Source organism: Mangrovihabitans endophyticus (genome assembly GCF_014646155.1).
Lineage (GTDB): Bacteria > Actinomycetota > Actinomycetes > Mycobacteriales > Micromonosporaceae > Actinoplanes > Actinoplanes endophyticus.
In genome coordinates this window covers 91,723-118,358 of sequence record NZ_BMMX01000014.1, presented here as the reverse complement: position 1 = coordinate 118,358, position 26,636 = coordinate 91,723, and the positions used below count along the sequence as shown (strand labels likewise).

At 69.9% G+C, this 26,636-nt stretch carries 23 protein-coding genes and 1 riboswitch; of the genes, 16 read left to right on the top strand and 7 right to left on the bottom strand.

Going from position 1 to position 26,636, the window contains the following annotated elements:
• Nucleotides 1–62: 62 nt before the first annotated feature.
• Together IEY73_RS17210 and IEY73_RS17205 are read left to right on the top strand one after the other, a co-directional pair.
• Nucleotides 63–4,520 (top strand): hybrid sensor histidine kinase/response regulator, encoded by a 4,458-nt coding sequence (locus IEY73_RS17210; RefSeq protein WP_189080221.1) that lies wholly within the window; start codon nt 63–65, stop codon nt 4,518–4,520.
• The gene (locus IEY73_RS17205) at nt 4,513–5,061 is read left to right on the top strand and encodes a response regulator (RefSeq protein WP_189080220.1); all 549 of its coding nucleotides are present in this window, start codon (nt 4,513–4,515) and stop codon (nt 5,059–5,061) included. Before IEY73_RS17210 ends, IEY73_RS17205 begins: the two co-directional genes overlap by 8 nt.
• Nucleotides 5,062–5,105: 44 nt before the next feature.
• Here the strand turns inward: IEY73_RS17205 and IEY73_RS17200 are convergent, their stop codons facing one another.
• Entirely contained in the window at nt 5,106–5,432 is a 327-nt protein-coding gene (locus IEY73_RS17200) for an STAS domain-containing protein (protein ID WP_189080219.1), read from the bottom strand.
• Between the two features lie 92 nt (nt 5,433–5,524).
• Here IEY73_RS17200 and hemL point away from each other — a divergent pair, with 92 nt between their 5' ends.
• Genes hemL through ccsB form a run of 6 tightly spaced genes read left to right on the top strand, consistent with a single transcriptional unit; the run spans nt 5,525 to nt 11,509 of the window.
• Entirely contained in the window at nt 5,525–6,871 is a 1,347-nt protein-coding gene (hemL, locus tag IEY73_RS17195) for a glutamate-1-semialdehyde 2,1-aminomutase (protein ID WP_189080218.1), read from the top strand.
• On the top strand, nt 6,868–7,518 hold the full coding sequence (locus IEY73_RS17190) for a histidine phosphatase family protein (RefSeq protein WP_229715901.1): 651 nt from the start codon (nt 6,868–6,870) through the stop codon (nt 7,516–7,518). Before hemL ends, IEY73_RS17190 begins: the two co-directional genes overlap by 4 nt.
• A 40-nt stretch (nt 7,519–7,558) precedes the next feature.
• Entirely contained in the window at nt 7,559–8,101 is a 543-nt protein-coding gene (locus tag IEY73_RS17185) for a TlpA family protein disulfide reductase (protein ID WP_189080273.1), read from the top strand.
• Nucleotides 8,101–8,874 (top strand): cytochrome c biogenesis CcdA family protein, encoded by a 774-nt coding sequence (locus tag IEY73_RS17180; RefSeq protein ID WP_189080217.1) that lies wholly within the window; start codon nt 8,101–8,103, stop codon nt 8,872–8,874. Before IEY73_RS17185 ends, IEY73_RS17180 begins: the two co-directional genes overlap by 1 nt.
• Nucleotides 8,871–10,508, top strand: coding sequence for a cytochrome c biogenesis protein ResB (gene resB / locus IEY73_RS17175; RefSeq protein ID WP_189080216.1), 1,638 nt, complete (start codon nt 8,871–8,873; stop codon nt 10,506–10,508). The genes IEY73_RS17180 and resB overlap by 4 nt, the downstream gene beginning before the upstream one ends.
• Nucleotides 10,508–11,509 carry a c-type cytochrome biogenesis protein CcsB gene (gene ccsB, locus IEY73_RS17170; protein ID WP_189080215.1) on the top strand — a complete coding sequence of 334 codons (1,002 nt, stop codon included), beginning with the start codon at nt 10,508–10,510 and terminating at the stop codon, nt 11,507–11,509. Before resB ends, ccsB begins: the two co-directional genes overlap by 1 nt.
• Before the next feature lie 39 nt (nt 11,510–11,548).
• On the opposite strand, the gene IEY73_RS17165 is transcribed toward ccsB, so the two are convergent.
• A complete protein-coding gene (locus IEY73_RS17165) occupies nt 11,549–12,109 on the bottom strand; it encodes a helix-turn-helix domain-containing protein (protein ID WP_189080214.1) in 561 nt (186 codons plus the stop codon).
• Between the two features lie 721 nt (nt 12,110–12,830).
• Between IEY73_RS17165 and IEY73_RS17160 the strand changes: the two genes are divergently transcribed.
• The 3 genes from IEY73_RS17160 to IEY73_RS17150 are packed head-to-tail and all read left to right on the top strand — an operon-like array spanning nt 12,831 to nt 15,876.
• A complete protein-coding gene (locus tag IEY73_RS17160; protein WP_189080213.1) occupies nt 12,831–14,291 on the top strand; it encodes a menaquinone biosynthesis decarboxylase in 1,461 nt (486 codons plus the stop codon).
• Nucleotides 14,267–15,187 (top strand): menaquinone biosynthesis prenyltransferase MqnP, encoded by a 921-nt coding sequence (gene mqnP / locus IEY73_RS17155; protein WP_189080272.1) that lies wholly within the window; start codon nt 14,267–14,269, stop codon nt 15,185–15,187. Before IEY73_RS17160 ends, mqnP begins: the two co-directional genes overlap by 25 nt.
• A 50-nt stretch (nt 15,188–15,237) precedes the next feature.
• Nucleotides 15,238–15,876, top strand: coding sequence for a UbiX family flavin prenyltransferase (locus IEY73_RS17150; RefSeq protein WP_189080212.1), 639 nt, complete (start codon nt 15,238–15,240; stop codon nt 15,874–15,876).
• Here the strand turns inward: IEY73_RS17150 and IEY73_RS17145 are convergent.
• On the bottom strand, nt 15,849–16,124 hold the full coding sequence (locus tag IEY73_RS17145) for a BldC family transcriptional regulator (protein ID WP_189080211.1): 276 nt from the start codon (nt 16,122–16,124) through the stop codon (nt 15,849–15,851). The two genes, IEY73_RS17150 and IEY73_RS17145, sit on opposite strands and share 28 nt — an antisense overlap.
• A gap of 211 nt (nt 16,125–16,335) precedes the next feature.
• Here IEY73_RS17145 and IEY73_RS17140 point away from each other — a divergent pair, with 211 nt between their 5' ends.
• A complete protein-coding gene (locus tag IEY73_RS17140) occupies nt 16,336–16,785 on the top strand; it encodes an Lrp/AsnC family transcriptional regulator (RefSeq protein ID WP_189080210.1) in 450 nt (149 codons plus the stop codon).
• Here the strand turns inward: IEY73_RS17140 and IEY73_RS17135 are convergent.
• From IEY73_RS17135 to IEY73_RS17120, 4 genes are all read right to left on the bottom strand, one after another.
• Nucleotides 16,778–17,401 carry a putative glycolipid-binding domain-containing protein gene (locus IEY73_RS17135; protein WP_189080209.1) on the bottom strand — a complete coding sequence of 208 codons (624 nt, stop codon included), beginning with the start codon at nt 17,399–17,401 and terminating at the stop codon, nt 16,778–16,780. The two genes, IEY73_RS17140 and IEY73_RS17135, sit on opposite strands and share 8 nt — an antisense overlap.
• Nucleotides 17,402–17,666: 265 nt before the next feature.
• Complete coding sequence (locus tag IEY73_RS17130; RefSeq protein WP_373292803.1) at nt 17,667–19,484, bottom strand: DEAD/DEAH box helicase; 1,818 nt, start codon at nt 19,482–19,484, stop codon at nt 17,667–17,669.
• 238 nt (nt 19,485–19,722) lie between these two features.
• Nucleotides 19,723–20,277 (bottom strand): hypothetical protein, encoded by a 555-nt coding sequence (locus IEY73_RS17125; protein ID WP_189080208.1) that lies wholly within the window; start codon nt 20,275–20,277, stop codon nt 19,723–19,725.
• 1,097 nt (nt 20,278–21,374) lie between these two features.
• On the bottom strand, nt 21,375–23,237 hold the full coding sequence (locus tag IEY73_RS17120; RefSeq protein ID WP_189080207.1) for a C40 family peptidase: 1,863 nt from the start codon (nt 23,235–23,237) through the stop codon (nt 21,375–21,377).
• A gap of 275 nt (nt 23,238–23,512) precedes the next feature.
• Between IEY73_RS17120 and mqnE the strand changes: the two genes are divergently transcribed.
• From mqnE to IEY73_RS17100, 4 genes are all read left to right on the top strand, one after another.
• Entirely contained in the window at nt 23,513–24,715 is a 1,203-nt protein-coding gene (gene mqnE / locus IEY73_RS17115; RefSeq protein WP_189080206.1) for an aminofutalosine synthase MqnE, read from the top strand.
• Between the two features lie 34 nt (nt 24,716–24,749).
• A complete protein-coding gene (locus IEY73_RS17110; protein ID WP_189080205.1) occupies nt 24,750–25,178 on the top strand; it encodes a hypothetical protein in 429 nt (142 codons plus the stop codon).
• A 14-nt stretch (nt 25,179–25,192) separates the two neighbouring features.
• Entirely contained in the window at nt 25,193–25,486 is a 294-nt protein-coding gene (locus IEY73_RS17105) for a DUF4229 domain-containing protein (protein ID WP_189080204.1), read from the top strand.
• 43 nt (nt 25,487–25,529) lie between these two features.
• Nucleotides 25,530–25,586, top strand: a riboswitch (cobalamin riboswitch).
• A gap of 115 nt (nt 25,587–25,701) precedes the next feature.
• Complete coding sequence (locus tag IEY73_RS17100) at nt 25,702–26,634, top strand: ABC transporter substrate-binding protein (RefSeq protein WP_189080203.1); 933 nt, start codon at nt 25,702–25,704, stop codon at nt 26,632–26,634.
• Nucleotides 26,635–26,636: the final 2 nt, after the last annotated feature.

Sequence of the window (26,636 nt, the reverse complement as noted above, 5' to 3'; positions counted from 1 at the left end):
ATGAAACGCCCCGAGAAAAAATCACACCGAGTCCCTAGCAAACGACAGCGAGTGAGGAAAGCATGACGGCAGCGGAGAAGGTCAGTGTCGGCTCTACCGACGAGACCGCCCTGCTCGGCGAACTCGCCGACGCGCTGCGACGGGTCCGGCGCGGCGACCTCAAGGTTCGGCTGCCCCGGCGGTCCGGCGTGGCCGCCGAGGTCGCCGACGCGTTCAACGAGGTCGTCTCGCTGCAGGAGCGGCAGAATCTGGACCTCAGGCGGATCAGTCGCATCGTCGGTCGGGACGGCCGGCTGACGGAACGCCTGGATGAGGAGGGCCTGGACGGTTCCTGGGCGGAGAGTGTCCGCTCGGTCAACTCCCTGATCGACGATCTGGGCCGGCCGACCAGCGAGATCTCCCGCGTCATCGTCGCGGTAGCCCAGGGCGACCTGTCGCAGCACATGGCGCTGGAGATGGACGGCCGACCGCTACGCGGCGAGTTCCTGCGCATCGGTCGCACCGTCAACACCATGGTCGACCAACTGTCGTCGTTCGCCGACGAGGTCACCCGGATGGCCCGCGACGTGGGCACCAAGGGTGAGCTGGGCGGCCAGGCGGACGTCCGGGGAGTGGCCGGCACCTGGAAGGACCTCACCGACTCGGTGAACACGATGGCCTCCAACCTGACCCACCAGGTGCGGTCGATCTCGCAGGTGGCGACCGCCATGGCCCGCGGTGATCTGTCGCAGAAGATCACCGTATCGGCTAGCGGCGAGGTCGCGGAGCTGGCTGACACGATGAACGCCCTCACCGACACCCTGCGATTGTTCGCCGAGCAGGTCACCCGGGTGGCCCGTGAGGTCGGCACCGAAGGCAAGCTGGGCGGCCAGGCCGACGTGCCGAACGTGGCCGGCACCTGGAAGGACCTCACCGACTCGGTGAACTCGATGGCGTCGAACCTGACCGCTCAGGTGCGCAACATCGCTCAGGTCTCCACGGCGGTGGCCAAGGGTGATCTGTCGCAGAAGATCACCGTGGCGGCGCAGGGCGAGATTCTGGAGCTGAAGGACACCGTCAACACGATGGTGGATCAGCTCTCGTCGTTCGCCGACGAGGTCACCCGCGTCGCGCGTGAGGTGGGCACGCTGGGCCGGCTCGGCGGTCAGGCGCAAGTGCGCGGCGTTTCCGGTACGTGGCGGGACCTCACCGAGAACGTCAACCAGTTGGCCGCCAACCTGACCGACCAGGTGCGCAACATCTCACAGGTCTCCACGGCGGTGGCCAAGGGCGACCTGTCGCAGAAGATCACCGTGGACGCCCGCGGCGAGATTCTGGAGCTGAAGAACACCATGAACACGATGGTGGATCAGCTCTCGTCGTTCGCCGACGAGGTGACCCGGGTGGCGCGCGAGGTCGGAATCGAGGGCAAGCTCGGTGGTCAGGCCCAGGTCAAGGGCGTTTCCGGTACGTGGCGAGACCTCACCGACAACGTCAACTACATGGCCTCGAACCTGACCAGCCAGGTGCGCAACATCGCCCTGGTGACCACCGCGACGGCCAAGGGCGATCTGTCGCAGAAGATCACGGTCGATGCGCGCGGCGAGATTCTGGAGCTGAAGAACACCGTCAACACGATGGTGGATCAGCTCTCGTCGTTCGCCGACGAGGTGGCGCGGGTGGCGCGTGAGGTGGGCACCGAGGGCAAGCTCGGTGGTCAGGCGCAGGTGCGGGGTGTGGCGGGCACGTGGCGGGACCTGACCGACAACGTGAACGGCATGGCGTCGAACCTGACCGCTCAGGTGCGCAACATCGCTCAGGTCTCCACGGCGGTGGCCAAGGGTGATCTGTCGCAGAAGATCACCGTGGCGGCGCAGGGCGAGATTCTGGAGCTGAAGGACACCGTCAACACGATGGTGGATCAGCTCTCGTCGTTCGCCGACGAGGTCACCCGTGTCGCGCGTGAGGTGGGCACCGAGGGCAAGCTCGGTGGTCAGGCGCAGGTGCGGGGTGTGGCGGGCACGTGGCGGGACCTGACCGACAACGTGAACGGCATGGCGTCGAACCTGACCGCTCAGGTGCGCAACATCGCCTCGGTCACCACGGCGGTGGCGCAGGGTGACCTGTCGCAGAAGATCACCGTGGACGCGCAGGGCGAGATCCTCAAGCTGAAGGACACCGTCAACACCATGGTGGATCAGCTACAGAGCTTCGCCACCGAGGTCACGCGGGTGGCGCGCGAGGTGGGCATCGAGGGCAAGCTCGGTGGTCAGGCCCAGGTCAAGGGCGTTTCCGGTACGTGGCAGGACCTCACCGACAACGTGAACCAGCTCGCCGCCACGCTGACCATCCAGTTGCGGGCGATCGCCGGGGTGTCCACCTCGGTGACCCGTGGCGACCTGACGCAGAGCGTCGCCGTCGAGGCGCAGGGCGAGGTCGCGGAGCTGAAGGACAACATCAACCAGATGATCGTCACGCTGCGCGACACCACCAAGGCGAACGCGGAGCAGGGCTGGCTGGACTCCAACCTCGCCCGCATCGGCGGCCTGTTGCAGGGCCAGCGGGACCTTGGCGAGGTCTGCCGGATGATCATGACTGAGGTGACACCGCTGGTGGACGCCCAGCTCGGCGCCTTCTTCATGGTGGACCATGAGGAAGCCGTGATGCGGCTGAGGTTGTGCGCCTCGTACGGATACGTGGCGCGCCATCACGACGTCACGTTCGGGCCGGGCGAGGGCCTGGTCGGGCAGGCCGCGGTCTCCCGCCGCACGATCCGGGTGCGGGCGACCATGGACGGAGTGCTCACCATGCGTTCCGGGCTCATGTCGATGCCGCCGAACGATCTGGTCGTGCTTCCGGTGCTGTTCGAGGGCGAGATGCTCGGGGTGATCGAGTTCGCCTCGGTGGCCGACTTCTCCGGGCTGCACCTCACGTTCCTGGAACGGCTGGTCGCCACCATCGGGGTGGCGCTCAACACGATCCAGGCCAATCGCCGCACCGAGGAACTGCTCTCCCAGTCGCAACGGCTGGCGCGCGAGATGCAGGACCAGTCGGCCGAGCTGCAGCGCACCAACGCCGAGCTGGAAGACAAGGCGCAACTGCTGAGCGCGCAGAAGGGCAACATCGAGACCAAGAACCGGGAGATCGAACTGGCCCGGATCGGCTTGGAGGAGAAGGCGCAGCAGCTTTCCCGGGCCAGCGCCTACAAGTCGGAGTTCCTCGCCAACATGAGCCACGAGCTGCGTACGCCGCTCAACTCGCTGCTCCTGTTGGCCCGCCTGCTGGCGGACAACTCGGACCAGAACCTGACCGACAAGCAGATCGAGTTCGCCCGGACCATCTACAGCGCCGGCTCCGACCTGCTGTCGCTGATCGACGACATCCTCGACCTTTCCAAGATCGAGGCGGGCCGGATGGACGTGGATCCGGACCGGATCGACTTCGAGGGCGTGAGCAGCTACGTGGAACAGGCGTTCGCGCCACAGGCCGAGCAGAAGGGCCTGGAGTTCCGGGTGGACATCTCGCCGGATCTGCCCGAGGCGATCGTCACCGACGGGCAGCGTCTCCAGCAGATCCTGCGCAACCTGCTCTCCAACGCGGTCAAGTTCACCGACCACGGCGCGGTCACGTTGAGCATCTACCCGGCGCCGCCGGGGACCGAGTTCGATGTGGCGTCCCTGTCCACCGCGCAGCACGTGGTGGCGTTCGCGGTGGGCGACACCGGCATCGGCATCTCGGACGAGAAGCTGGCGATCATCTTCGAGCCGTTCCAGCAGGCGGACGGCACCACCACCCGCAAGTTCGGCGGCACCGGCCTGGGGCTGTCGATCAGCCGGGAGTTCGCCGCGCTGCTGGGCGGCACCATCACGGTGTCGTCCGAGCCGGGGGAGGGGTCGACCTTCACGCTCTACATGCCGGACGTCCAGATCCCGGACACGATCAGCGCGACGGCCACGGTCATGGGGCCCTCGGCGGCGCCGATGGCAATGACCGCGCCGCTCTCGCTGGTGGCGCCGGGTGCCGCCGCAGCGGTGTCGCCCGCCCCGGTCGCGCCGCCGCAGACGTGGAGCCCGCCGGTGTCCCAGCCGTCGCCGCCGGTGGTGGCCGGCGCCGAGGACGAGGCCACCGCGGCCGGCGGCCGGCACCTGGACGGCATCACGGTGCTGATCATCGACGACGACGTGCGGAACGTGTTCGCCCTGACCAGCGCCCTGGAGATGCACGGGCTGACGGTGCTCTACAGCGACAACGGCGTGGACGGCGTACGTCTCCTGGCGGAACATCCGGAAGTGGACATTGTGCTGATGGACGCGATGATGCCGGATCAGGACGGTTATGAGACGACCCGGGGCATCCGGCGCAATCAGCGCTTCCAGGACCTGCCGGTAGTCTTCCTCACGGCCAAGGCGATGCCCGGCGACCGGGAGTCGGCCATCGCCGCCGGTGCGAGCGACTACATCACCAAGCCGGTGGACCTGGACGAGCTGATCGAACTGATGGCTCGCTGGGTCACGCCCGCGGAGGAGGCAGAGCGTGGTTGACCGGGCCAAGGCGCTGCTGGTGGACGACCGGCGTGACAACCTCGTCGCGCTGGAGGCCATCTTGCAGGGCCTGCCTGTCCATCCGGTTGCCGTCGGCAGCGGCGAGGAAGCGCTGAAGCAGCTCCTCACCGACGACTTCGCGGTGATCCTGCTGGACGCACAGATGCCCGGCATGGACGGCTTCGAGACGGCGGGACACATCAAGCGCCGCGAGCGCACCCGGCACGTCCCGATCCTGTTCCTCACCGCCGCCGACCGCGACGCGCAGCTCGCCCTGCGCGGCTACGCGGTCGGCGCGGTGGATTACCTCACCAAACCGTTCGATCCGTGGGTGTTGCGTGCCAAGGTGTCCGTCTTCGTCGAGTTGTGGACCAAGACCCAGCAGCTCAAGATGCACGCGGAGGCGACGCGCGAGCGGGACCTGCAATGGCAGAAGCTCACCGACACCGTGGACGAGGCCACCCGGGTGCTGCGCTCGGGCGGCGACAACGCCGCGGCGCAGGCGCTCGACCTGCTGGAGAAGGCACGCTGGGGGGCGTGACGGCGACGACCACCGAAGCCGGGGCCGCGACTGCCAGAGAACGCTCAGGTGGTGGTGGAAATCATCAGGGCGGAACGGAGGCCCGTGATGTCCAGCACACGAAGCAGGAAGTCGCCCACGTTGGCCAGCGCCAGCACGGTGCGGGCGTGTTGCGCCTTGCGGCTGAGCACCACCAGGGTGCCCAGACCCTGCGAGTCGCAGAACGTGACGCCGTCCATGTCCAGCACGATGCGGGCGGGCGGCTCGGTGAGCACGTTGTTCACCAGCGTGGACAGCTCGGTGACGGTGAGCACGTCGATCTCCCCGGCGAGGTGGAAGACGACCTCATCCGGGGCGCGCTGAACCTTGATGGACAGCTCGGCTCGCTCCACGCACTTGAGCCTATCGCGACCCGCCGGGTCCGGCCTGCCGGGCGCGACGGAAGGCGCGGCTGTCAGGCTGTATGTGCGAGACCGCTGACAGAATGGGATTCGCCGTGATCACCACCGACCGCGCCGGGCTGCCCTACCCGGAAGCTGCCCCGGCCTCCCAGGCCCTGTTCGACCGCGCCCGAGCCGTCGTGCCGGGCGGGGTCAACTCACCCGTACGTGCATTCCGCGCCGTGGGCGGCACGCCGCGCTTCATGACGCGTGGCTCCGGGCCGTGGCTGTTCGACGCCGACGGCCGGCGTTACGTCGACCTGGTGTGCTCGTGGGGCCCGCTGATCCACGGCCACGCCCAGCCCGACGTGGTGGCCGCGGTGCAGGCCGCCGCGTCGCAGGGCACCAGCTTCGGCACCCCCACCGCGGGTGAGGTGGACCTGGCCGAGGAGATCGTCCGGCGCGTCCCGGCCGAGCAGGTGCGCCTGGTCAACTCCGGCACCGAGGCGACCATGACCGCGATCCGCCTGGCCCGCGGCTGGACCGGCCGATCCCGCATCGTGAAGTTCGCCGGCTGCTACCACGGACATGTGGACGCGCTGCTGGCCGCGGCCGGCTCCGGGGTGGCCACCCTGGGCCTGCCCGACTCGCCCGGCGTGACCGGGGCGGCGGCGAGCGAGACGATCGTGCTGCCGTACAACGACGTGGCCGCGGTGCAGGCGGTGTTCGCCGAACAGGACGACATCGCCGCGATCATCACCGAGGCCGCGGCCGGCAACATGGGCGTGATCGCGCCCCACGACGGGTTCAACCGGCGGCTGGCCGACATCGCCCACGCCCACGGCGCGCTGCTCATCGTCGACGAGGTGATGACCGGCTTCCGGGTCGCCGCGGGCGGCTGGTCGGAGCTGGATCCGGCGGACGCCGACCTCTACACGTACGGGAAGGTGATGGGCGGTGGCCTGCCGGCCGCGGCCTTCGGCGGGCGCGCGGAGATCATGTCCCGCCTGGCTCCGGCCGGCCCGGTCTATCAGGCCGGCACCCTCTCCGGGAACCCGCTGGCCTGCGCCGCCGGACTGGCGAGTCTGCGGCTGGCCGATGCGGGGGCCTACAAGCGGCTGGACGAGCTGGCGACCACGGTGGGCGCGCGTGCCTCCGCGGCGCTCACCGGCGCGGGCGTGCCGCACCTCCTGTCGTACGCGGGCAACATGTTCTCGATCTTCTTCACCGACGCCGAGGTGACCGACTACGCCAGCGCGAAGACGCAGGACGCGGCCGCGTTCCGGGCGTTCTTCCACGAGATGCTGGCCCGCGGGGTGTACCTCCCGCCGAGTGCCTTCGAATCCTGGTTCGTCAGCACCGCGCTGGACGACGCCGCGCTGGAACAGATCGACGCCGCGCTGCCGCACGCCGCTGCTGCGGCAGCGGCGGGGGCGGGGGGAGCACAGTGACCACCACGACCACGGTGCATGTGCTGCGGCACGGCGAGGTGCACAACCCCACCAAGATCCTGTACGGCCGGCTGCCCGGTTTCCACCTCTCCGAACTGGGTCGGCAGATGGCCAAGGCGGCCGCGCAGGCCCTGGCCGACCGGGACGTCACGCACGTGGTGGCGAGCCCGCTGGAGCGCGCGCAGGAGACCGCCGAGCCGATCTCGGCCCAGTTCGGCATCGAGACCGACAGCGACGTGCGGCTGATCGAGAGCGCCAACTACTTCGAGGGCAAGCGGGTCTCGGCGGGCGACGGGGCGTTCGGCAACCCCCGGCACTGGTGGGTGCTGCGCGACCCGATCACGCCGTCCTGGGGCGAGGCATACCTGGTCATCGCGCAGCGGATGTTCGCAGCGTTGCAGGCCGCCCGGGTGGTCGCCGAGGGCCACGAGGCGGTCTGCGTGTCACACCAGCTCCCGATCTGGACGCTGCGCCGGTACGCGGAACACAAGCGGCTCTGGCACGACCCGCGTCGACGTCAGTGCGGCCTGGCCAGCCTGACCTCGTTCCGTTTCGAAGACGCCCGGATCGTCGGGATCGACTATTCCGAACCCGCCGCGCACCTGGTGGCCACCTCGCCGAGCGCACGCACCGCGAAGGGGGCGTGACCAGGTGCGCCGGCACCCGTCCAGGTCCGCGCTGCGGGCCATGCTGCTGTCCGTCGTCGCGCTGAGCGTGGCGGCGACGACCGGCTGCGGCGACGACGGCTGGGCCAAGCAGTGCGCGACCGGCGCCGACGGTGTCATCCGGTGCGATCCGCAGGACCGTCCCGCGGCCCGGGAGGTGACCGGCGAACGGCTGGACGGTGGCACGTACGACGTAGCGGCGGACCGTGGCAAGGTCGTGGTGGTCAACTTCTGGGGCTCATGGTGCAACCCGTGCCGGGCCGAAGCGGACGACCTGGAGGAGACCTACCAGGCGACCAAGGCCAAGGGCGTGGCCTTCATCGGCGTCAACATCCGCGACGACCGTGACGCGGCGAGAGCGTTCGAACGCGGTCAGATCACCTATCCGAGCATCTACGACCCGGACTCGAAGGTCGCGTTGCAGTTCGACGTGACGCAGGCCAGCACCCCGTCGACGCTGGTCCTCGACCGGCAGGGCCGGATCGCCGCCGCGGTGCGCCGGGAGGTGGCCCGCAGCGAGTTGCAGCCCCTGGTGGAGAGCATCGCCGCGGAGGGGACCGGCTGATGGGCGCCGGATTCGCGGACATCGCCAGCACCGGCCCGCTGCTGCTGGCGATCGGCGTGGCGGCGCTCGCCGGGCTGGTCAGCATCCTGTCCCCGTGCGTCCTGCCGTTGCTACCCGGCTACCTGTCGTACGTGACCGGCCTGGCCGGTTCCGACCTGGACGCGTCCCGGCCCGCGCCGCGTGAGCCCGGCCGGTACGGGCGCATTCTGGCCGGCACCTCGCTGTTCGTCCTCGGCTTCGCGGTCGTGTTCACGCTGCTCGCCACGCTCGTCGCGAACATCGGCCGCACCATGCTGACCCACGCCGACGCGCTCAACGTGGTGCTCGGCGTCCTGGTCATCGTGCTCGGCGTGGGCTATCTCGGGCTGATCCCCGGGATGCAACGGGAGGTCCGCATCCGCCGGCTCCCGGCGGCCGGCCTGATCGGCGCGCCGATCTTCGGCGCGCTGTTCGCGCTCTCCTGGCTGCCGTGCGTCGGCCCGACCCTGGGCGCGGTGCTCGCGCTGGCCACCACCAGCGGCCAGACCGACCGGTCGGTGGTGCTGGCGATGGCGTACAGCCTCGGGCTCGGGGTGCCGTTCGTGCTGTTCGGCCTGTTCTTCCGCAAGCTGCTCGGGGTGTTCCGGGCGGTCCGCCGCAACAGCCGCTGGGTGACCCGTGTCGGTGGGGCGCTGCTCATCCTGATCGGGCTGGCGCTGGTCACCGGGGGCTGGAACGAGTTCCTGATCTGGTTGCGCACCACCCTCGACTTCAACGCGGGGACATGGCTGTGACAGTCGTCGAAGACCGCCCCGCCCCGCCTGCCGCGCCGCCGCCGCGCCGCAGCAACCCGGTCTTGGCGCTGCTGCGCAACTCGTGGCGCCAGCTCACCAGCATGCGTACCGCCCTGGTGTTGCTCTTCCTGCTCGCGGTCGCGGCGATTCCCGGCTCGGTGCTGCCGCAGCGCAAGGTCAGCCCGGAGCGGGTCGCGACGTACTTCCGGCAGCACCCGGACCTGGCGCCGGTGGTGGATCGGCTGGGCGGGTTCGACGTGTACGCGTCGGCCTGGTTCGCCGCGGTCTACCTGTTGCTGTTCACCTCCCTGATCGGCTGTGTGCTGCCCCGGCTGGTGGACCAGGTGCGTTCGCTGTGGACACCGCCGCCGTCGGCACCCCGTCGACTCGGGCGGCTGCCGCAGCACATGCCCGGGACGCCACGACCGGGCGCGCCCGCCGAGGTGGCCGCCGACGTGGCGGCGGTGCTGCGGCGCCGTCGCTTCCGCACCCGCGCGGCGGTGGACGACGCCGGGACGTGGATCGTCTCCGCCGAGAAGGGCTACCTCAAGGAGACCGGCAACCTGCTGTTCCACGTGGCGCTGCTGGCGGTGCTCGTCGGGGTGGGCTTCGGTTCCTGGTACGGGTGGCACGGTAACCGTCTGCTCGTCCAGGGCGCCGACACCGGCTTCTGCAACGCGGTCACGCAGTACGACGAGTCGTCCCTCGGTCCCCGGGTGCAACCCGCCGACCTGCCCCGGTTCTGCCTCAACCTGACCCGGTTCCAGGCCACGTTCCAGCCCACCGGCCAGCCGAAGAGCTTCATGGCCACGGTCGACGTGACCGAGGACGGCGGCCCGGTGCACCGTCGCCGGTTCACCGTCAACGATCCGCTGCGTCTGCACCACGCCAACGTGCACCTGCTCGGCCAGGGATACGCGCCGATCCTGCGGTTCACCGACCGGTACGGCGTGAGCCAGACGAAGGTCGTACCTTTCCTGCCCACCGACGGCATGCTGACCAGCGAGGGCGCGGCCAAGTTCCCGGATGTCAACATCGACCCGGCCACCAACAAGCGCAACCCCGACCTGCAAGTCGGGTTCGAGGGCGTATACCTGCCCACGGTCAGCGCGGACGGTTCACCCCGCTCGGCCTACCCGCAGGAACGCTCACCCGCGCTCTTCCTCACCGCGTACCGCGGCGACCTCGGCGTCGACCTGGGCAATCCCGAATCCGTGTACGCGCTCAACCGTGCCCAGATCGCCAGCGGTCAACTGACGAATGTCAGCGGTGCGCGACCGCGCAAGCTCACGCCCGGTGACACCTGGACGCTCGACGACGGCTCGACGCTGCAGTTCCTCGGCACCCGGCCGTTCGTCACGCTCGCCGTCCGCTACGACCCGACGCAGGCCCTGGTGCTCGGTGGTGCGGTGGCCGGCCTGATCGGGCTGATGCTGTCGCTGGCCGGTCATCGGCGCCGCGTGTGGTTCCGGATTTCTCCCCCGGCACCGGACGCCGACGAGCGCGGCGGTAGCTTGGTGGAGGCCGGTGGCCTGCCGCGCACCGACTATCCCGGCTTCGGCGAGGAGTTCGCCGAGCTGGTGCACGCGGCCGTCGCAGCGGAGGCCGCCGCCGACGACGGGAGGGCGCCCTGATGGCGGAGCTGTCGAATCAACTGATGGCACTGACCGTGCTGGCCTATCTGGCCGCGATGGTCAGCTACGCCGCGGAGTACGCGTTCGGCAACCGCAGCCGCGTCGGCCGCGCCGCGGTACGCCCGGCGCGGCAACTGGTCGGTGCCGGCGCGCCTACCGATGCCGTGGAGGTCCCCGGTGACCTTCCGCCCTCCGATCCCGCGTCGTCCGCACCGCCTCGCACGCCGCTCGACCGGGGTGCGCTCTTCGGCAAGGTCGCGGTCGGCGTCAACGCGCTCGGCGTGCTGCTGCACCTCGGCACCCTCGTCACGCGCGGCCTCGCCGCGGGGCGGATGCCGTGGGGCAACATGTACGAGTTCATCCTGTCGGTCACCTTTGTCGGGTCGGTGGCCTGGATGGTCGTGCTGACCCGCCGACCCGGCGTCCGCCATCTCGGCCTGTTCGTCGCCCTCTGTCTGGTCGTGTTGAACGGGGCAGCCGCCCTCGTCGCGTACACGCCGGTCGGTCCGCTGGTCCCGGCGCTGCACTCCTACTGGTTCCTCATCCACGTGTCGACCATCATCATCGCGTCCGGCATCCTGCTGCTCGGCGCGGTTCCCGCCACGATGTTCCTCATCCGCAGCGGGTACGACCAGGGCAAGCGCCGTTTCCCGTACACGCTCGGCAAGCGCGTCTCGGCGGCCGAGACGTTGGAGCGGCTGACCTTCCGCCTGCACGCGTTCGCCTTCCCGCTGTTCACCTTCGGCGCGCTGATCGCCGGGCCGTTGTGGGCGGAGGCGTCCTGGGGCCGTTACTGGGGCTGGGACCCCAAGGAGGTCTGGGCGTTCATCTCCTGGGTCGTCTACGCCTGCTACCTGCACGCGCGTGCCACCCCCAGCGTCAAGCGCACCACCGCCACCTGGATCGCGCTGCTCGGCTTCGCCACCATGCTGATGAACCTGTTCGGCGTGAACCTGTTCTTCACCGGGCTGCACTCCTACGCCAACGCGGGCGGGATGTGACGGGCACGCTCCCGCGCCGTCCCTAGGCGCGGGGCGGTGTCACGGGCGGTCTCGGCGGGGTAAGGCGTCCCGCAGGGTGGCCCATCGCAGTGATTCGGCAGCCCGCGCGGTCCGCTCGTTCAGATCCTCGTGCCAGGCGCGGTGCCGGTCGATGTCGGTCACCCAGCAACCGCAGGTCTGACAGGATTCGCCGGCCCCGTAGGCCGGACGCGACGACGACGGCACCCGCCAGCGGTGGCTGTCCGCGGCGATCCACAGTGGGTGCCACTCCTGCTGCACGGTGGCGGTGGAGACGCCGAGCTCTCGGCCGAGCTTGACGACCAGGCGCCAGGCCGGGGCCATCTTGCCGGAGAGCACCTTGGAAATGGTGGCCTTGCTGTATCCGACGTGGTCGCCGAGGGTCGACATGGAAGGTCGGCCGGCGGCCACCCATGCCAGACGGAGCTGGTCCGCGAGCCGGGTCCCGGCGGCCGGCCCGTCCAACTCCAGGGCCGCCCGCATGGCCCGGTCCTGATCACGCTGGGCGACCGGATCCGTCGCCGGGGACCCCGACTGCTGCTCGTCCCTGCCCGCGCGGGGCGCGGGGACGCCCGGCCTCATGCCGCACCGGCCGAGGGAAGTAAATGGATCACGGAAAGGACTCCCGCTCGTTCGCCAATAAAGGATCTCGTGCCCCTCGCACAAGAAAAAGGGCGGGGATCGTTGGCGGACGATCGCAACGCCGTGTGACGTAGTGTGCATCAATCCTTCGGCATTATCCACTGTCTAGTTACGCAGCGAATCGATTGGCACAATCCGCGATCTTGTCCGGGCTGGGGCTTCAAGAGATCGACGATGCGCTCCGTCGGATCGGCGACTCAAGCGTGGGTCGCCGCGCTCGTCTGGGGTGCTCCGGTCGACGAGCGTCGTCGCGGCGACATGATCGACGTCGATCCGTGACGGGGGCGGCACGGGTCGTGGCAACTCTTGCCGCGGCCCTGCTCGGCCGCCGTTTCACCAGCTTATTAGGCGTTCAGTGGGGACGTTCGGCGCTGCTCTCCAGGATGCCGCCAGGACTTTCGGTGATTTTTTCGCACCGCGATTTCGACACCTCCGGGCCGTGCCGGGAAAGCGGATGACGCCCGTGGCCACGGGCACGGAAAGCTCTCGGCATCTCGATTCTTCGCGACGCCCGCGACGCGCGGCCCGAGAGAGCGTTTGCACGCGGCGCGACGCCCGCAAGGTCCAACACTACGAACTGTGACGAACACGGAGCGTAGAAATGAGGCCGTGTTCGCGTACCGAACCGGTCGCCCCGGACGGCAGTGCCAGACTGGTGACCATGGCTGCCCGTTTCCCGTACCCCGACCTGCAAGGCTTCCTGGCCGCCCTGGAGCGAGCCGGTGAGCTGCGGCGGGTGAGCGTGCCGGTGGACCCCACCCTGGAGATCAGCGAGATCGTCACCCGTACCGTGCGCGCCGGCGGTCCGGCGCTGGTGTTCGAGCGGCCCACCCGCGGCGAGATGCCGGTGGCGGTCAACCTGTTCGGCACCGAGCGGCGCATGGCCATGGCGCTCGGCGTGGACACGCTGGACGAGGTCGGCGACCGGATCGGCGCGCTGATCAAGCCCGAGCTGCCGGTCGGCTGGTCCGGGGTGCGCGAGGGGCTGGGCAAGGTGTTGCAGCTCAAGTCCGTACCGCCGAAGAAGGTAAAGTCCGCGCCCTGCCAGGAGGTCGTGCTGCGCGGCGACGAGGTGGACCTGAACCGGCTGCCCGGCCTGCAGGTGTGGCCGGGTGACGGCGGTGTCTTCCACAACTACGGGCTGACGCACACCAAGCACCCGGAGACCGGCAAGCGCAACCTCGGCCTCTACCGGTTGCAGCAGCACTCGCGGAACACGCTGGGCATGCACTGGCAGATCCACAAGGACTCCACGGCGCACCATGCGGTCGCGGAACGCCGCGGCGAGCGGCTGCCGGTGGCCGTCGCGATCGGCTGCGACCCGGTGGTCAGCTACGCCGCCAGCGCGCCGCTTCCCGGCGACATCGACGAGTACCTGTTCGCCGGCTTCCTGCGCGGGGAGCGGGTCGAGATGGTGGACTGCCTGACCGTGCCGCTGCAGGTGCCGGCGCAGGCACAGATCGTGCTGGAGGGCCATCTCGAACCGGGCGAGCGGATGCCGGAGGGCCCGTTCGGCGACCACACCGGCTTCTACACGCCGGTCGAGCCCTTCCCCGTGCTGCACATCGAGTGCATGACCATGCGCCGCCGGCCCGTCTACCACTCGATCATCACGTCCAAGCCGCCGCAGGAGGATCACGGGCTGGGCAAGGCCACCGAGCGCATCTTTCTACCGCTGCTGCGGATGCTCATCCCGGACATCGTCGACTACGACATGCCCGCCGCCGGGGTCTTCCACAACTGCGTGATCGTGTCCATCCGCAAGCGCTACCCCAAACACGCCCAGAAGATCATGAACGCGGTGTGGGGTGCGCATCTGATGTCGCTGTCCAAGCTGATCGTGGTGGTGGACGAGGACTGCGACGTGCACGACTACCGCGAGGTGGCGTTCCGGGCGTTCGGCAACGTCGACTACGACCGCGACCTGCTGCTCACCCAAGGTCCGGTGGACCATCTCGATCATGCTTCCTACCAGCAGTTCTGGGGCGGCAAGGCGGGCATCGACGCAACCCGTAAGCTGCCGTCCGAGGGATACACCAGGGGGTGGCCGGAGGAGATGACCATGTCGCCGGAGATCACCAGCCTGGTGGACAAACGCTGGAAGGAGTACGGGATCTCGTGACCGACGTCGCCGAGAGTCCGGGCCGGGTCAAGGCGTTCCTGCGGCTGGTCGCCATCGAGCACTCCGTCTTCGCGCTGCCGTTCGCCTATCTGTCCGCCCTGGTCGCGATGGCCGTGGACGGCTCCGGAGTGCACTGGGTCGACCTGCTGCTGGTCACCGTCGCCATGGTGGCCGGGCGCACCTTCGCGATGGCCGCCAACCGGATCCTGGACCGCCGCATCGACGCGCTGAACCCGCGCACCCGCAACCGCGAACTGGTCACCGGCGCGGTCAGCGTGCGTACCGCCTGGACCGGCGCCCTGGTCTCGCTGGCCCTGCTGTTCCTCGCCGCCGGCCTGCTCAACCCGCTCTGCCTGCTGCTGTCACCGTTGGCGGTGGTGCCGCTGGTGATCTACCCGTACGCGAAACGGTTCACCAGCTTCCCGCACTACGTGCTCGCCCTGGCGCAGTCGGTGGCCCCGGTCGGTGCCTGGCTGGCGATCACCGGGACGTTCGCGGGCTCCGGCCCGGCGTGGGTGCTGGGCGCCGCGGTGGGGCTGTGGATCGGCGGTTTCGACATCATCTACGCCTGCCAGGACGTCGAGGTGGACCGGCGGATCGGGGTGCACTCCACGCCCGCGCGCTTCGGGGTTCGTGTCGCCCTGCACGTCTCGACCGCGACGCACGTGGTGACCTTCGCGCTGTTCGTCTGGTTTGGCGTGCTGGCCGGTCTTGGCTGGCTGTGGTGGATCGGCCTGCTGCTCACCGCCGCCGCGTTCGGCTACCAGCACATCGTCGTCACGCCCGCGGACCTCTCGAAGGTGAACCGGGCGTTCTTCACCGCGAACGGATTCGTCGGCATCGCGCTGTTCCTGTTCGCCGTGCTCGACCTCGCGGTCCAAGCCCGCCTGGGGTGAGCCGCGCCGGTCACCGGCGGGCATCACCTCCGAGCGGGCATGCTGGGACCATGCGAACACCATGGATCGTCGGCGTCTCCGGTGCCTCCGGTACGCCGTACGCGCGCTCGGTCATCGGTGCCCTGCTGGACGCCGGGGAGGCGGTCGACCTCGTGGTGTCCCGGGCGGCCCGGCTCACGTTGCTGGACGAGACCGGCGCAAGCGTCCGGGACGGCCACTGGAAGGACGACGTGTCCGCCTGGCTCGGCCGGGACCTGGGCGACCTCGCGTACTGGCCGGCCGGAGACCTGGCGGCGGGACCGAGTAGCGGTTCGTATCCGGCCCGGGGCATGGTCGTGGTTCCGGCCAGCACGGCGGCGTGCGCGGGCATCGCCATCGGGCTGTCCAAGGACCTGCTGCAACGCGCCGCCGAGGTGTCGCTCAAGGAACGGCGGCGGACCGTCGTGGTGCCGCGGGAGACTCCGGTGACTCGCAGCCACCTGGAGCACCTGCTGGCCCTGCACGATGCCGGGGCTGTGGTGTTGCCGGCCAGCCCCGGCTTCTACTCCGTCGGTGCGCAAGCGAGCGCCGGCCAGTTGATCGACTTCGTCGCCGGCAAGGTGCTGGACGCCATGGGCGTACCGCACACGCTGTTCACCCGGTGGGCGGGCGAGTTGAACGCTCAGCGCAGCCCGTTGGGTGGTCCATAGCTCGAACCCGGGTTGGTCGGTCCGCTGTTGCGGGGTCGGCTCGCCGCGTCGTCCTCGCGCATCTCCTCGACTACGCCCTCGCCTTCCAGCAGGGCGCGTACCTCGGATTCACGGAATCGGCGGTGTCCACCCGGAGTGCGGATGCTGCCGATGCGCCCTGCGGCGGCCCAGCGGGTCACCGTCTTGGGGTCGACGCGGAACAACGCGGCCACCTCGCCTGGCGTCAGCAGACGATCTCCAGTGTCCACAACCCCCTCCTCGCGTCGGTTCTTGGAGCGGCCGTGGTCACGGTGCGTGTCGGCTTGCTCGATCGGGACGTAAAGCCATTAGAGCACCGCCCCAGAACCAAGTCCGTGAAATGCGGAAAAAGCACCGATTGCGACAGTGATCATTATCCTGGCTCAGCATCTCCGCTACCGGGCGTGAGTCGACGGTGCCACGCCGATTAGGGTTTGATCCATGGACTCCATCGACCGTCGGCTCATCGACCTGCTCCGGGAGAACGGCCGCCTCTCATACGCCGAACTCGCCCGCAAGGTCGGACTGTCCGCGCCGGCCGTGCACGAGCGGGTGGGCAAGCTGGAAGCGGCCGGGACCATCCGCGGATACCACGCGGAGGTCGAGCACGAAGCCATCGGGCTGGCCGTGACCGCCCTCATCGGCATCGTGGAGGACTCCGGGGCGGACACCGACGACGTCCTGGCGGCGGTCCGGACCATGCCGGAGATCGAGTCCTGCTATTTCATGGCGGGCGTCGAGTCGTACCAACTGATCGTGCGGGTCGGCACCATCGCCGAACTGGAACAACTGATCGTGCGGATCAACCGCACGCGTGGGGTCGCCTCCACCCGCACCGCGATCGCGCTGTCCACCAAGTGGGAGAACCGCCCGCAGGCCGGACCTAGCTGACCAGCTCGGCCAGCCCCGGGTACGCGGTTACGAAGCCGGCCTCGTCCACCGCGATGTCGGCGCTGAACGTCTCGGACGCGAACCGGACGACGCCCGTGCCGCCGGGCGTATAGATCTGGTCCGCTTGCAGCACCTCCAGGCTCGGTACCAGCACCCAGGCGACGCTGAGGCGATGCGCCACGCCCGGCTCGGCGTCCAACAGGCCGAGCCGCCGGATCGGCAGTGTGTTGGTGAGCGGAGACCCGGACAGGTCGACGTCGAACGCGCCGTACAGCAGGTCGGGATCCTCGGTCCCGGGCAGCCCGCTGCCGGCATGCCCGGCGGCGGACAGCACCGCGTCCAGGTCGCCCCGTTCGGCGGTGGTGACACGCCAGCGACCGGCGGCAAGCTCCAGCCGGACCGTACGAGCCCACCCGGCGCCCTCGGTGCTGACGTCCAGCCGCGTCGTCGCCCAGGACGGATCGGTCTGCAACTCGTACCGGCACGTGTACGGAACCGGGTCGACGGCGAGCGCGGCGCCCCGGGCGTACAGGCCGTCGCGGTGGTCCAGCAGGGCGTGCTCGGTGCCGGCGGTGTCGAGGCGGCGCCAGAATCGAGCCGCGGGAGCGGTGGACATGACGCCGACGCTACCGCCCGGCCACCTGCTCGCGGCGGGCCGGGCTTTGCCGGCAGGTCGACGCATGTCCGCGCCGACCTTGAAATCTGTGGCCGGACAGTGCGCCCACAAAGCCAAGAGACTGGCGCGCCGATCTCATGATCGACGCGCCAGTCTCAGGCGTGTATCAGGCCACCTCAGTGAACCTTTTCAACCTGGCATCGAGCCCGTCGGTTGCGCGCCGCCGACCAGCGGCGGCGCCTGCGGGCCTCGCCACGTGGCAGGTTCAGTGGGTGCGAGCCGGTCGCGGCGAGCCGTACCGGCGGTCGCCGTCGTGCCGGTCGTTGCGCTGCGTGTCCCGGCGGAAGTTTCCGGGCCGGTCGCCATTGCGCGCCGGCCGGTCGCCGAAGCCGCGATCGCCGCGCGACCGATCGCCGAACGACCCGGAGCTGCGCTCCCCCGACGGCCGGTCGGCGAACTTGCGGTCGCGCCGATCGCCGTAACCGCGGTCAGTGCCCCGGAAGTCGCGGTCCCGGCCCTCCCGCGGGCGGAAGTCCCGGTCGCGGTTGTCCCGGTCCCGGAAGTCGCGGTCGCGGCCGTCCCGCGGGCGGAAGTCCCGGTCGCGGTTGTCCCGGTCGCGGAAGTCGCGGTCCCGGTACGGCCGGTCGCCGGGGCGGCCCTGGCCGCGCCCGCCGCGGTCGTAACCACGCGACTCGCCGTCGCGACGCCATCCCTGGCCGCCGCGGGGACGGTCGCCGAAGCGCTTCGGCCGCTCGCGGCGCGGCTCCGGTTCGTCGATGACCGGAACACCGCTGGGCTCGCGCGCCCCGGTGATATCCGACAGCTTCGAATCGCCGAGGCGCACCCGTACCTCGTCCGGTGCCACACCGGCCTTGGTCAACATGGCCTGCGTGGTGCGGCGCTGCTTCGGCAGCACGAGCGTCACCACCGCACCGGACTCGCCGGCGCGCGCGGTGCGACCGGCCCGGTGCAGGTAGTCCTTCGGGTCCTTGGGCGGATCCACGTGCATGACCAGCGAAATGCCGTCGACATGGATGCCCCGGGCGGCCACATCCGTCGCCACCAGCACGTTGGTCCGGCCCTCGCGGAACTCGGCAAGCGTGCGCGTGCGCACCCGCTGGGTCTTGCCGCCGTGCAGGGCGCCGGCCCGCACACCCACCGCGGACAACTGCTCCACCAGCCGGTCGACACCCATTTGCGTACGCGCGAAAACGATGGTCTTACCGGGACGGTTGGCGATCGACGCGGTGATCGGGAACTTGTCGTGCGGCGGGATCAGCAGCATGTGGTGATCCATGGTCGAGACGCTCGCCTCGGCCGGGGCCGTGGAGTGCGTGACCGGATCCGTCATGAACCGCTTGACCAGAGCGTCGACGTCGCCGTCGAGGGTCGCCGAGAACAGCAGACGCTGGGCGTTCCCCGGCGTCTTCGCGAGCAACTCGGTGACCTCCGGCAGGAAGCCCATGTCAGCCATCTGGTCGGCCTCGTCCAGGACGGTGATCTCGACCTCGTCGAGGCTGCAGGCACCCCGCTCGATCAGGTCGGCCAGCCGGCCGGGCGTGGCGACCATGACCTCAACGCCGCGGCGCAGCGCATCCATCTGACGGTCGTACGGCACGCCGCCGACCGCGGTCTTCAGGAAGACGCCGACGGCACGGCCGATCGGCATCAGCGCATCGACCACCTGCATGGCGAGCTCCCGCGTCGGCACCATGATCAGGGCGCGCGGGCGGTGCGGTGCGGCGCGGCGGCCGGCCGCCATCTTGGTCATCACCGGCAGGCCGAACGCCAAGGTCTTGCCGGAACCGGTCTGCCCGCGGCCCAGGACGTCCCGTCCGGCGAGCGCGTCGGGCATGGTGGCGGCCTGGATCTCGAAGGGGGTGGTGATGCCGTCACGGTTGAGCACGCGCACGATCTCGGACGGCAGGCCCAAATCGGCGAAGGTCATCGGAGCGGGTGTGGCAGCGGTCTCCGGGGTGCCGCCGGCCTCGTCGGCCGGGGTGGCCGGGGCCTCGGGGGACGCGGCATCGGTGGGGGATTCGAAGACGGACGGGAACGTGCTGGGGTCAGCGAAAGTGGTCAAGAGAACCTCTCTACGGGGGCGCACGCTCGCGAATGGCCCGCTGCGCCTGTGCAGCCGACTGCCGAAGAACCCGCAAGAACGCCCGTGGCGTGCACTGTGTGGGCACGCCGCGTCAGTTACTGTCATCAGTGTACGGGTTAACGTTCTTGCCGCCGCCCGCATTCCTAGCCGGTAGTGTGCTGGCTCACCCCGGCTCAACCGAGACACTCTAGGCGCAGCGAGGCACTGCTGTCCAGACTCAGCCCTGGAACACTCCGTGGAGCATGTCCGTGAAGGCGTCCCCGGCGGTCAACAGGAACAGCAGGCTCACGCCCACCAGAACGAACAGGACGATGGCCATCGCGACGGCCACCTTGACGTTGCTGCGGCGGTTGTTGTCCACCCCCCGGTCCCAGCCCTGGGCCAGGATGTGCCCGGTCAGGGAACCGGAGTTTTCCACCGGATTGGTCGACACGGGCATGGTCATGTCGATCGGCGAGTATTCGTCCGCGCCACCGTAGACGGTGCCGTGCGGGCGGTTCTGAGACTCCTGATCCGCCCACGCCGGTCCACTCTGGCCGGACGCGGACGGCGGCGCGCTCGCGGACGCCGCGGATCCGCCGTACGGCCGAGGGAAATCGTCCGGACCGCCGACCCCGAACGGCTGTTCGGGTCCGCTGTTGGGACGCAATGGGCCGCCCTGACCGCCGGACCCACCGAACGACGGCGTGCTGGACGGAGGCTCGAACGGCGGGGAGCTCGACGGCCTGCCGAGGGGTGCCGGGCCGAGGGCTGCGCCACTGGTCGGCGGCATCGTGTACGACGGCAACCCGTTTCCACCACCGGCTTGCGGCGGGGGGAACATCGGGCCGGGCATCGGCGGACCGGGCACCGGGTTCGGCCCGGGTCCCGGCGGCACCGGGTTCGGCCCGGGGCCGGGCGGCACCGGGTTCGGCCCTGGGCCCGGCGGGACGGGATGGGGCCCGGGGCCGGGCGGCACGGGGTTCGGCCCCGGTGGCGTCGGTGCGGGCCGTGGCTCTGGCGACGGAGTGGGGAACGGGCCCGGCTCGGGGCCGGGGAACGGCCCCGGCGCCGGCCGGATCGGAGAGGGCTCGCCAGGCCTCGGCGGCAGCGGTGGTTCGCCCGGCCGAGGGGCGGGCCGCGACGGTTCGGGGCGTTCCGGTTCGGGGCGTTCCGGCTCTGGGTGGTCGGGGTCTGGGCGTTCCGGCTCGGGCTCGTCAGGCTCGGGCTTGCCGGGCTCGGGATGGTCGGGCTCCGGCTCGGGGCGCTCCGGCTCGGGGTCGCCCAGCTCAAGGCGTGATGGCCCCGCCGGTTCCGGCTGGTCCGCCAGCGTCGTCGCCCGGGGGCCGGGCGTCCGGCTGCCATAGACCTTCGCCTGGCCGCTCGGCCATGCGGAATGATCCAGGTCGCCCGGGTCGGCTTGCAGAGCGCCGGGCACCCGCACCCGTGCGGCCCCGGCGCCCGGGGCGGCGGAGACCGGACGAGCCGGGCCGGCCAGGTCCTTCGCCTCGCCGGATGGGGGCGTCACCGGGGCGGCGGCGGTAGTGGCGGTCGGCCGCGGCCACAGAGTCCCGGGGGCGGGCGGCGGCGGCAACCGGTAACCGGAACCCTCCGCCTCCGGCGCGGGCGTCCGAGCAGCGGGCGGCTGACCACGCTCACTGTCCGATCTCGCCTGCTGCTCCTCCATGGATCCTCCTGATCACCGCGTGCCGACGCCGGTGGCGACGCCGGGCGCTGGTTCTAACCGTGCCACATGGTGGCGAGGGTGCGCATCCGACGCCGAGCCGTCGAGGTTTGTACCGCGAAGCGCTCCGGCGCAGTCCGAACGGCGGCCTGGCCTCGGCCGCGACATGGTCTCGCGAAAAGTTTTCGCGAACCGGTCGCTGAAGGTTACTTGGTGCCCGACGAGGCGGATGCCGACCCGGTGGGGGAGACCTCGGTCGTACCGGAGGAAGACGGCGAAGAATCGGCCTTTTCCGACGAGGGGGTCTTTTCCGTCTCGGACGGCTTGGCCTTGGCCGACGACGGCTTGGCCTCGGTCGTCGGCTCCGATGTCTCACCGGCCGGGGAGGCGCTCGCGGTGGCGGACTTGGACGGCGTGCCCGTCTTGGACGGCGTCCCCGTCTTGGACGGGGAAGAGGACGTGGACGGCGTGGCCGACACCGAGGCCGACGGCGATACCGATTCCGACGGCTGCGCGGATTCCGACGGCTGCGCGGATTTCGACGGGGAGACCGAGCCGGACGGGGATGCTGAGCCGGAAGGTGTCGCTGAGCCGGACGGTGTCGCTGAGCCGGATGGAGATGCTGAGCCGGATGGAGATGCTGAGCCGGATGGAGATGCTGAGCCGGATGGGGATGCTGAGCCGGATGGGGATGCTGAGCCGGACGGTGTCGCTGAGCCGGACGGATGCCCGGAAGTCGGCGGCTTGGTGCCACCGGTGTGGCCGCCGCCCGAGCTGCCGCCGCTGGAGCTGCCGCCGCTGGAGCTGCCGCCGCTGGAGTGGCCCCCGCTGGAGCTGCCGCCGCTGGAGCTGCCGCCACCGGAGTTGCCGCCCGACTGCGACAGGTCCGGCGCGCTGGCGCCGCCGTTGACCGAGCCGTACACCCGCGTGGCCTGGAACAACCTCGTCCAGCGGACGGGGGTCAACCGGACGTTCAGGCCGGTCCGTGGCGCCTCGACCATCATGCCGCTGCCGGCGTACATCGCCACGTGATGGATGCCCGTCCAACTGTTCGTCGAGCTGAAGAACAGCAGGTCGCCCGGCAGCAGGGAGTAGCGGTCCACGACCTTCTTGCGCGTTTGGTAGTACTGGTCGCGGGAAACCCGCATCAGAGGGAAACTGCCGCCTGCCTTGCTGCGGTACGCCGCGAACATCAGCCCGGAACAGTCGAAGCTGTCCGGCCCCTCCTCGGACCACTCGTACGGGTCGCCGCGCTGGGCCAGCGCGTACTGCAAGGCGCCCAACGCCCGTGGGTCCGCACCCTGGCCGGGTCGGGAACCGGCGGTGTATTCCGCGCCTAGCTGCAGGTCCGCGGCGTTCTCCGCGGCCTCCGCCGCGGAGATCTCGTCCTGGTTTTGGCTCTCCAGGTCCTGCAGCTCCTGCTGCAGCTCGGTGATCTCCGCGTTGAGCTTGTCGTACTGACGAGACAGTTCGGCGGCCTTGGCGGTGGTGGTCTGCTGCTCGACGTGCGCTGCGGCCTGCGCCGCCTGCGCGATGGCGAGCTGGCGGGACGCGGACTGCTCGCTGGCCGACTCGCCGCGCTGGATGCGGGCCAGGGCGTCCAGGTCGGCCAGGCCGGACCCGGTGGCGCCGGGCGGCAGCGCCGCCTCGTCGTGCATCGCTTCCACGGCGGCCCGAGCCGCCTCCCGGCGGGCCTGCGCGAACGCCCCGTCGGTGGTGGCGACCTTCTGGTCCGCGGTGCTGGCCTGGGCCTTCGCGATGTCCCGCTCGTCGCCGAGACGAATCAGGTCGTCGCCCTTCGCGGCGATCTCGTCACGAAGCTTTTCGATCTTGGTGAGCAGTGGGCTGGTGGCGACGCCGGACGGCAACGGTGTGGACACCGAGGTCGACGTCGAGGAGGGTGCGGTCTGGCCGGGCATCAAGAGGGTGCCGATCGGCGTCGGCGGCAGCCCGGCGTCCGGCACCGCGGGCACGCCCGGAGCGGCTGGCGGTGCGGCCGGTGCGGCCACCGCCGGCAACGGTGTGAACAGCGCGGCGATGGCTGCGGCGGTGGCCGCGGAATAGGCCATCGGGCGCCACCACGGAGGTCCGTGATGTCCGCCTTGCCGCCGGCTGTCGTCGACCATGCGCTCCCCGTCCGTCTCCCGGATCGTGCGTCCCGAGTTGTCCGTGCCCCATAAAGGTCATACCCCACGCGACACATCGCTGTCGATTGATCGAAGGTGAGAGCCCGCTGTGAATCGTTGAATCTCTGGTGAGCTACGCCGCCTCGGCGCGCTCCCGGAGGGATCTTGTCGGAGATCGGACGTAGGCTCGACGACGAGCGAACGGAGAGGGGCCGCACATGGGGTCGGGAGAGAATCTGCCGGGGCGCACGCTCGACGCCGGCCGTCGGCGTGAGTTGGAGGCCAAGGTCTACGCGGGCGAGCGGCTGACGCGCGCGGACGGCGAGGACCTCTACGCGTGCGACGATTTGGCCTGGCTCGGCCGGCTGGCGCACCACAAGCGCACCGAGATGAACGGCGACCGGGTGATGTTCAACGTCAACCGGCATCTCAACCTGACCAACGTCTGCTCGGCTAGCTGTGCTTACTGCTCGTTCCAGCGCAAGCCGGGCGAAAAGGCCGCTTATACGATGCGCATCGACGAGGCCGTCCGCAAGGCCAAGGAGATGGAGGACGAGCAGCTCACCGAGCTGCACATCGTCAACGGCCTGCACCCCACCCTGCCGTGGCGCTACTACCCGAAGGTGTTGCGCGAGCTGAAGGCCGCGCTGCCCAACGTCAAGCTCAAGTGCTTCACCGCCACCGAGGTGCAGTGGTTCGAGAAGATCAGCGGGCTGTCCGCCGATCAGATTCTGGACGAGTTGATGGATGCCGGCCTGGAGTCACTCACCGGCGGCGGGGCGGAGATCTTCGACTGGGAGATCCGCCAGCACATCGTCGACCACAACTGCCACTGGGAAGACTGGTCACGCATTCACCGGTTGGCGCACACCAAAGGCATGCGCACTCCCGCCACCATGCTGTATGGCCACATCGAGGAGCCGCGGCATCGGGTGGACCACGTGCTCCGGCTGCGCGAACTGCAGGACGAAACGGGCGGGTTCGCGGTCTTCATTCCGCTGCGCTATCAGCACGACTTCGTGGACTCCGCGGACGGCAAGATCCGCAACCGCATCCAGGCGCGGACGACCATGGCCGCCCCGGCCGAGTCGCTGAAGACCTTCGCGGTCTCCCGGTTGATGCTCGACAACGTGCCGCATGTGAAGTGCTTCTGGGTGATGCACGGGCTGTCCGTCGCGCAGTTGTCGCTCAACTTCGGGGCGGACGATCTGGACGGTTCGGTCGTCGAATACAAGATCACGCATGACGCCGACTCGTACGGCACGCCCACCACCATGCATCGGGAGGACCTGCTCCACCTCATCTGGGACGCGGGTTTCCAGCCGGTCGAACGCAACACGCGCTACGAGGTGGTCCGGGAGTACGACAAGCCCACCGGTCTCGCCGAGCGGCGCAGCGAACCACAGCAGGTCTGGGCATAGGGCGGCCGGGACGCGGGCGTACCCTCGAAGGGCCATGACCGACACACGCAGCGCTCGCCGACCCCGCCGAGACGCGGACGGCCGCGTCGCCGCCGCGCCCGATCTCATCGGGGTGGCCCTGGGTGGGCAGACGATCGGCTTCGTCGTGCTGCTCGCGTACGAGGGAATCATGTCGCTGCTGCGGCTGTCCGAGTTCGGCCACGCGAGCGGCTGGCTCAGCCTGATCCTGCCGCTTTGGCTGTTCGTCGAGGAGTTCCGCGCGGCCACGTACGGCGCCTATCGGGTGGTGGTGGCCATTCTGGGCGTCGGCTTCGGGCTGGCGGCCGGGATGACGCTGGCCGGGCTGGCCGCGCAGACTTTCCCGCCGCTGGTCAGTGGCACGGTCGGGGCCGCCGCGTCGGTGGTGGTCTATAGCCTGGTCTGGTTCTACGGCCTGCGGTGGCTCAGCCACCGCGCCGGCTGACGAGGAGTCGTCTCATGAGCGCCGCCGTCAAATACACGCTCGGCCGTTTCGGGTTGTTCGTGGTGATCTTCGTGCTGTTGCTTCCGGTGCCACTCAACCTGCTGGTCAAGGCAATGATCGCGCTGGTGGCGTCGGGTGGCTTCGGCTACTTCCTGCTGGCCAAGTGGCGCAACGAGATGGCCGAGCAACTGGAGTCGGCCTCGTCCCGCCGACGCGCGGAGAAGGAACGTCTCCGCGCCGCTCTGGCCGGCGACGAGGAAGCGGCGGCGGCCGGTGACCGGGCGGCGGAGCCGGGCGACCGCGGATAGCGCGCCCGTGGGATAGCGTCTTCGGTGACCGCATCTCAGCGAAGCCGGTGCGAATCCGGCGCTGTCCCGCAACTGTGATGCCCATCGAGGCTCAGCCAGGTCGCCTGAATGCCGGTCGCGAACCAGCGCTCTCGGGGAGGGGCGCCTCGCGGACGGACGCCTGAATGTCGGGCCCTGTCGGCGAAGCACCACGGCCCGACCGACAGGAGGATCCGATGTTCCGACGACGCCTGCTCACCGCCGCGACCGCGATGGCGGCCCTGCTGATCTCCGGATGCGCGGGCGGTGACGATGCTGCCCCGGGCGTGGAGCCGTCGGCGAACTCGGCCGCCTCGTTCCCCGTCACGGTGGGATCGGTGACCCTGGACCGGCGCCCGGACCGGATCGTGTCGTTGTCGGCCACCGCGACCGAGATCCTCTATGCGGTCGGGGCGGGTGACCAGGTCACCGCGGTGGACCAACAGTCCAACCATCCGGCGAACGCGCCGCGGACCGATCTGTCGGGGTACAAGCCGAACGCCGAGGCGATCGCGGCGAAGAACCCGGATTTGGTCGTGATATCGAACGATATCGACAAGATTGTCGACCGCCTCACCACGTTGAAGGTGCCCACCTTCCTCGCTCCGGCGGCGGCGACCCTGGACGACACGTACGCGCAGATCGGGCAGTTGGGCGCGCTGACCGGCCACCCGGACCAGGCGCAGGCACTCACCACCCGGATGAAGTCGGACCTGGACAAGATCGTGGCCGGAGCGCCTCAGCGGAGCACGCCGCTGTCGTATTACTACGAGCTGGATCCGACGCTCTACTCGGTGACGTCCACGACCTTCATCGGCTCGATCTTCTCGCTGTTCGGGCTGACGAACGTCGCGGACCCGGCGGACTCGGACGGTGCCAAAGGCGGCTACCCGCAAATGTCGCAGGAGACCCTGCTGAAGGCGAACCCCGACATGATCTTCCTGGCCGACGCCAAATGCTGCGACCAGTCGCCGGAGACGGTGCAGGCCCGCGCCGGATGGTCGGGCATCAGTGCCGTGCGCACGGGGCAGATCGTCGCGCTCGACGACGACATCGCCTCGCGCTGGGGGCCTCGGGTGGTCGATCTGGCCCGCTCGATCGCCGACGCCCTGGCTTCGGTCCCGGCGTGACC

Bases quoted from the DNA above. Each gene is read 5' to 3' on its own strand.
- IEY73_RS17180 (WP_189080217.1), top strand. From the start codon at position 8,101: ATGGGCGCCGGATTCGCGGACATCGCCAGCACCGGCCCGCTGCTGCTG.
- IEY73_RS17125 (WP_189080208.1), bottom strand. From the start codon at position 20,277: ATGCCGCCGACCAGTGGCGCAGCCCTCGGCCCGGCACCCCTCGGCAGG.
- ccsB (WP_189080215.1), top strand. From the start codon at position 10,508: ATGGCGGAGCTGTCGAATCAACTGATGGCACTGACCGTGCTGGCCTAT.
- IEY73_RS17165 (WP_189080214.1), bottom strand. From the start codon at position 12,109: ATGAGGCCGGGCGTCCCCGCGCCCCGCGCGGGCAGGGACGAGCAGCAG.
- IEY73_RS17100 (WP_189080203.1), top strand. From the start codon at position 25,702: ATGTTCCGACGACGCCTGCTCACCGCCGCGACCGCGATGGCGGCCCTG.
- IEY73_RS17105 (WP_189080204.1), top strand. From the start codon at position 25,193: ATGAGCGCCGCCGTCAAATACACGCTCGGCCGTTTCGGGTTGTTCGTG.
- IEY73_RS17150 (WP_189080212.1), top strand. From the start codon at position 15,238: ATGCGAACACCATGGATCGTCGGCGTCTCCGGTGCCTCCGGTACGCCG.
- mqnE (WP_189080206.1), top strand. From the start codon at position 23,513: ATGGGGTCGGGAGAGAATCTGCCGGGGCGCACGCTCGACGCCGGCCGT.
- IEY73_RS17135 (WP_189080209.1), bottom strand. From the start codon at position 17,401: ATGTCCACCGCTCCCGCGGCTCGATTCTGGCGCCGCCTCGACACCGCC.
- IEY73_RS17185 (WP_189080273.1), top strand. From the start codon at position 7,559: ATGCTGCTGTCCGTCGTCGCGCTGAGCGTGGCGGCGACGACCGGCTGC.
- IEY73_RS17160 (WP_189080213.1), top strand. From the start codon at position 12,831: ATGGCTGCCCGTTTCCCGTACCCCGACCTGCAAGGCTTCCTGGCCGCC.
- IEY73_RS17110 (WP_189080205.1), top strand. From the start codon at position 24,750: ATGACCGACACACGCAGCGCTCGCCGACCCCGCCGAGACGCGGACGGC.
- IEY73_RS17120 (WP_189080207.1), bottom strand. From the start codon at position 23,237: ATGGCCTATTCCGCGGCCACCGCCGCAGCCATCGCCGCGCTGTTCACA.
- hemL (WP_189080218.1), top strand. From the start codon at position 5,525: ATGGGATTCGCCGTGATCACCACCGACCGCGCCGGGCTGCCCTACCCG.
- IEY73_RS17140 (WP_189080210.1), top strand. From the start codon at position 16,336: ATGGACTCCATCGACCGTCGGCTCATCGACCTGCTCCGGGAGAACGGC.
- IEY73_RS17210 (WP_189080221.1), top strand. From the start codon at position 63: ATGACGGCAGCGGAGAAGGTCAGTGTCGGCTCTACCGACGAGACCGCC.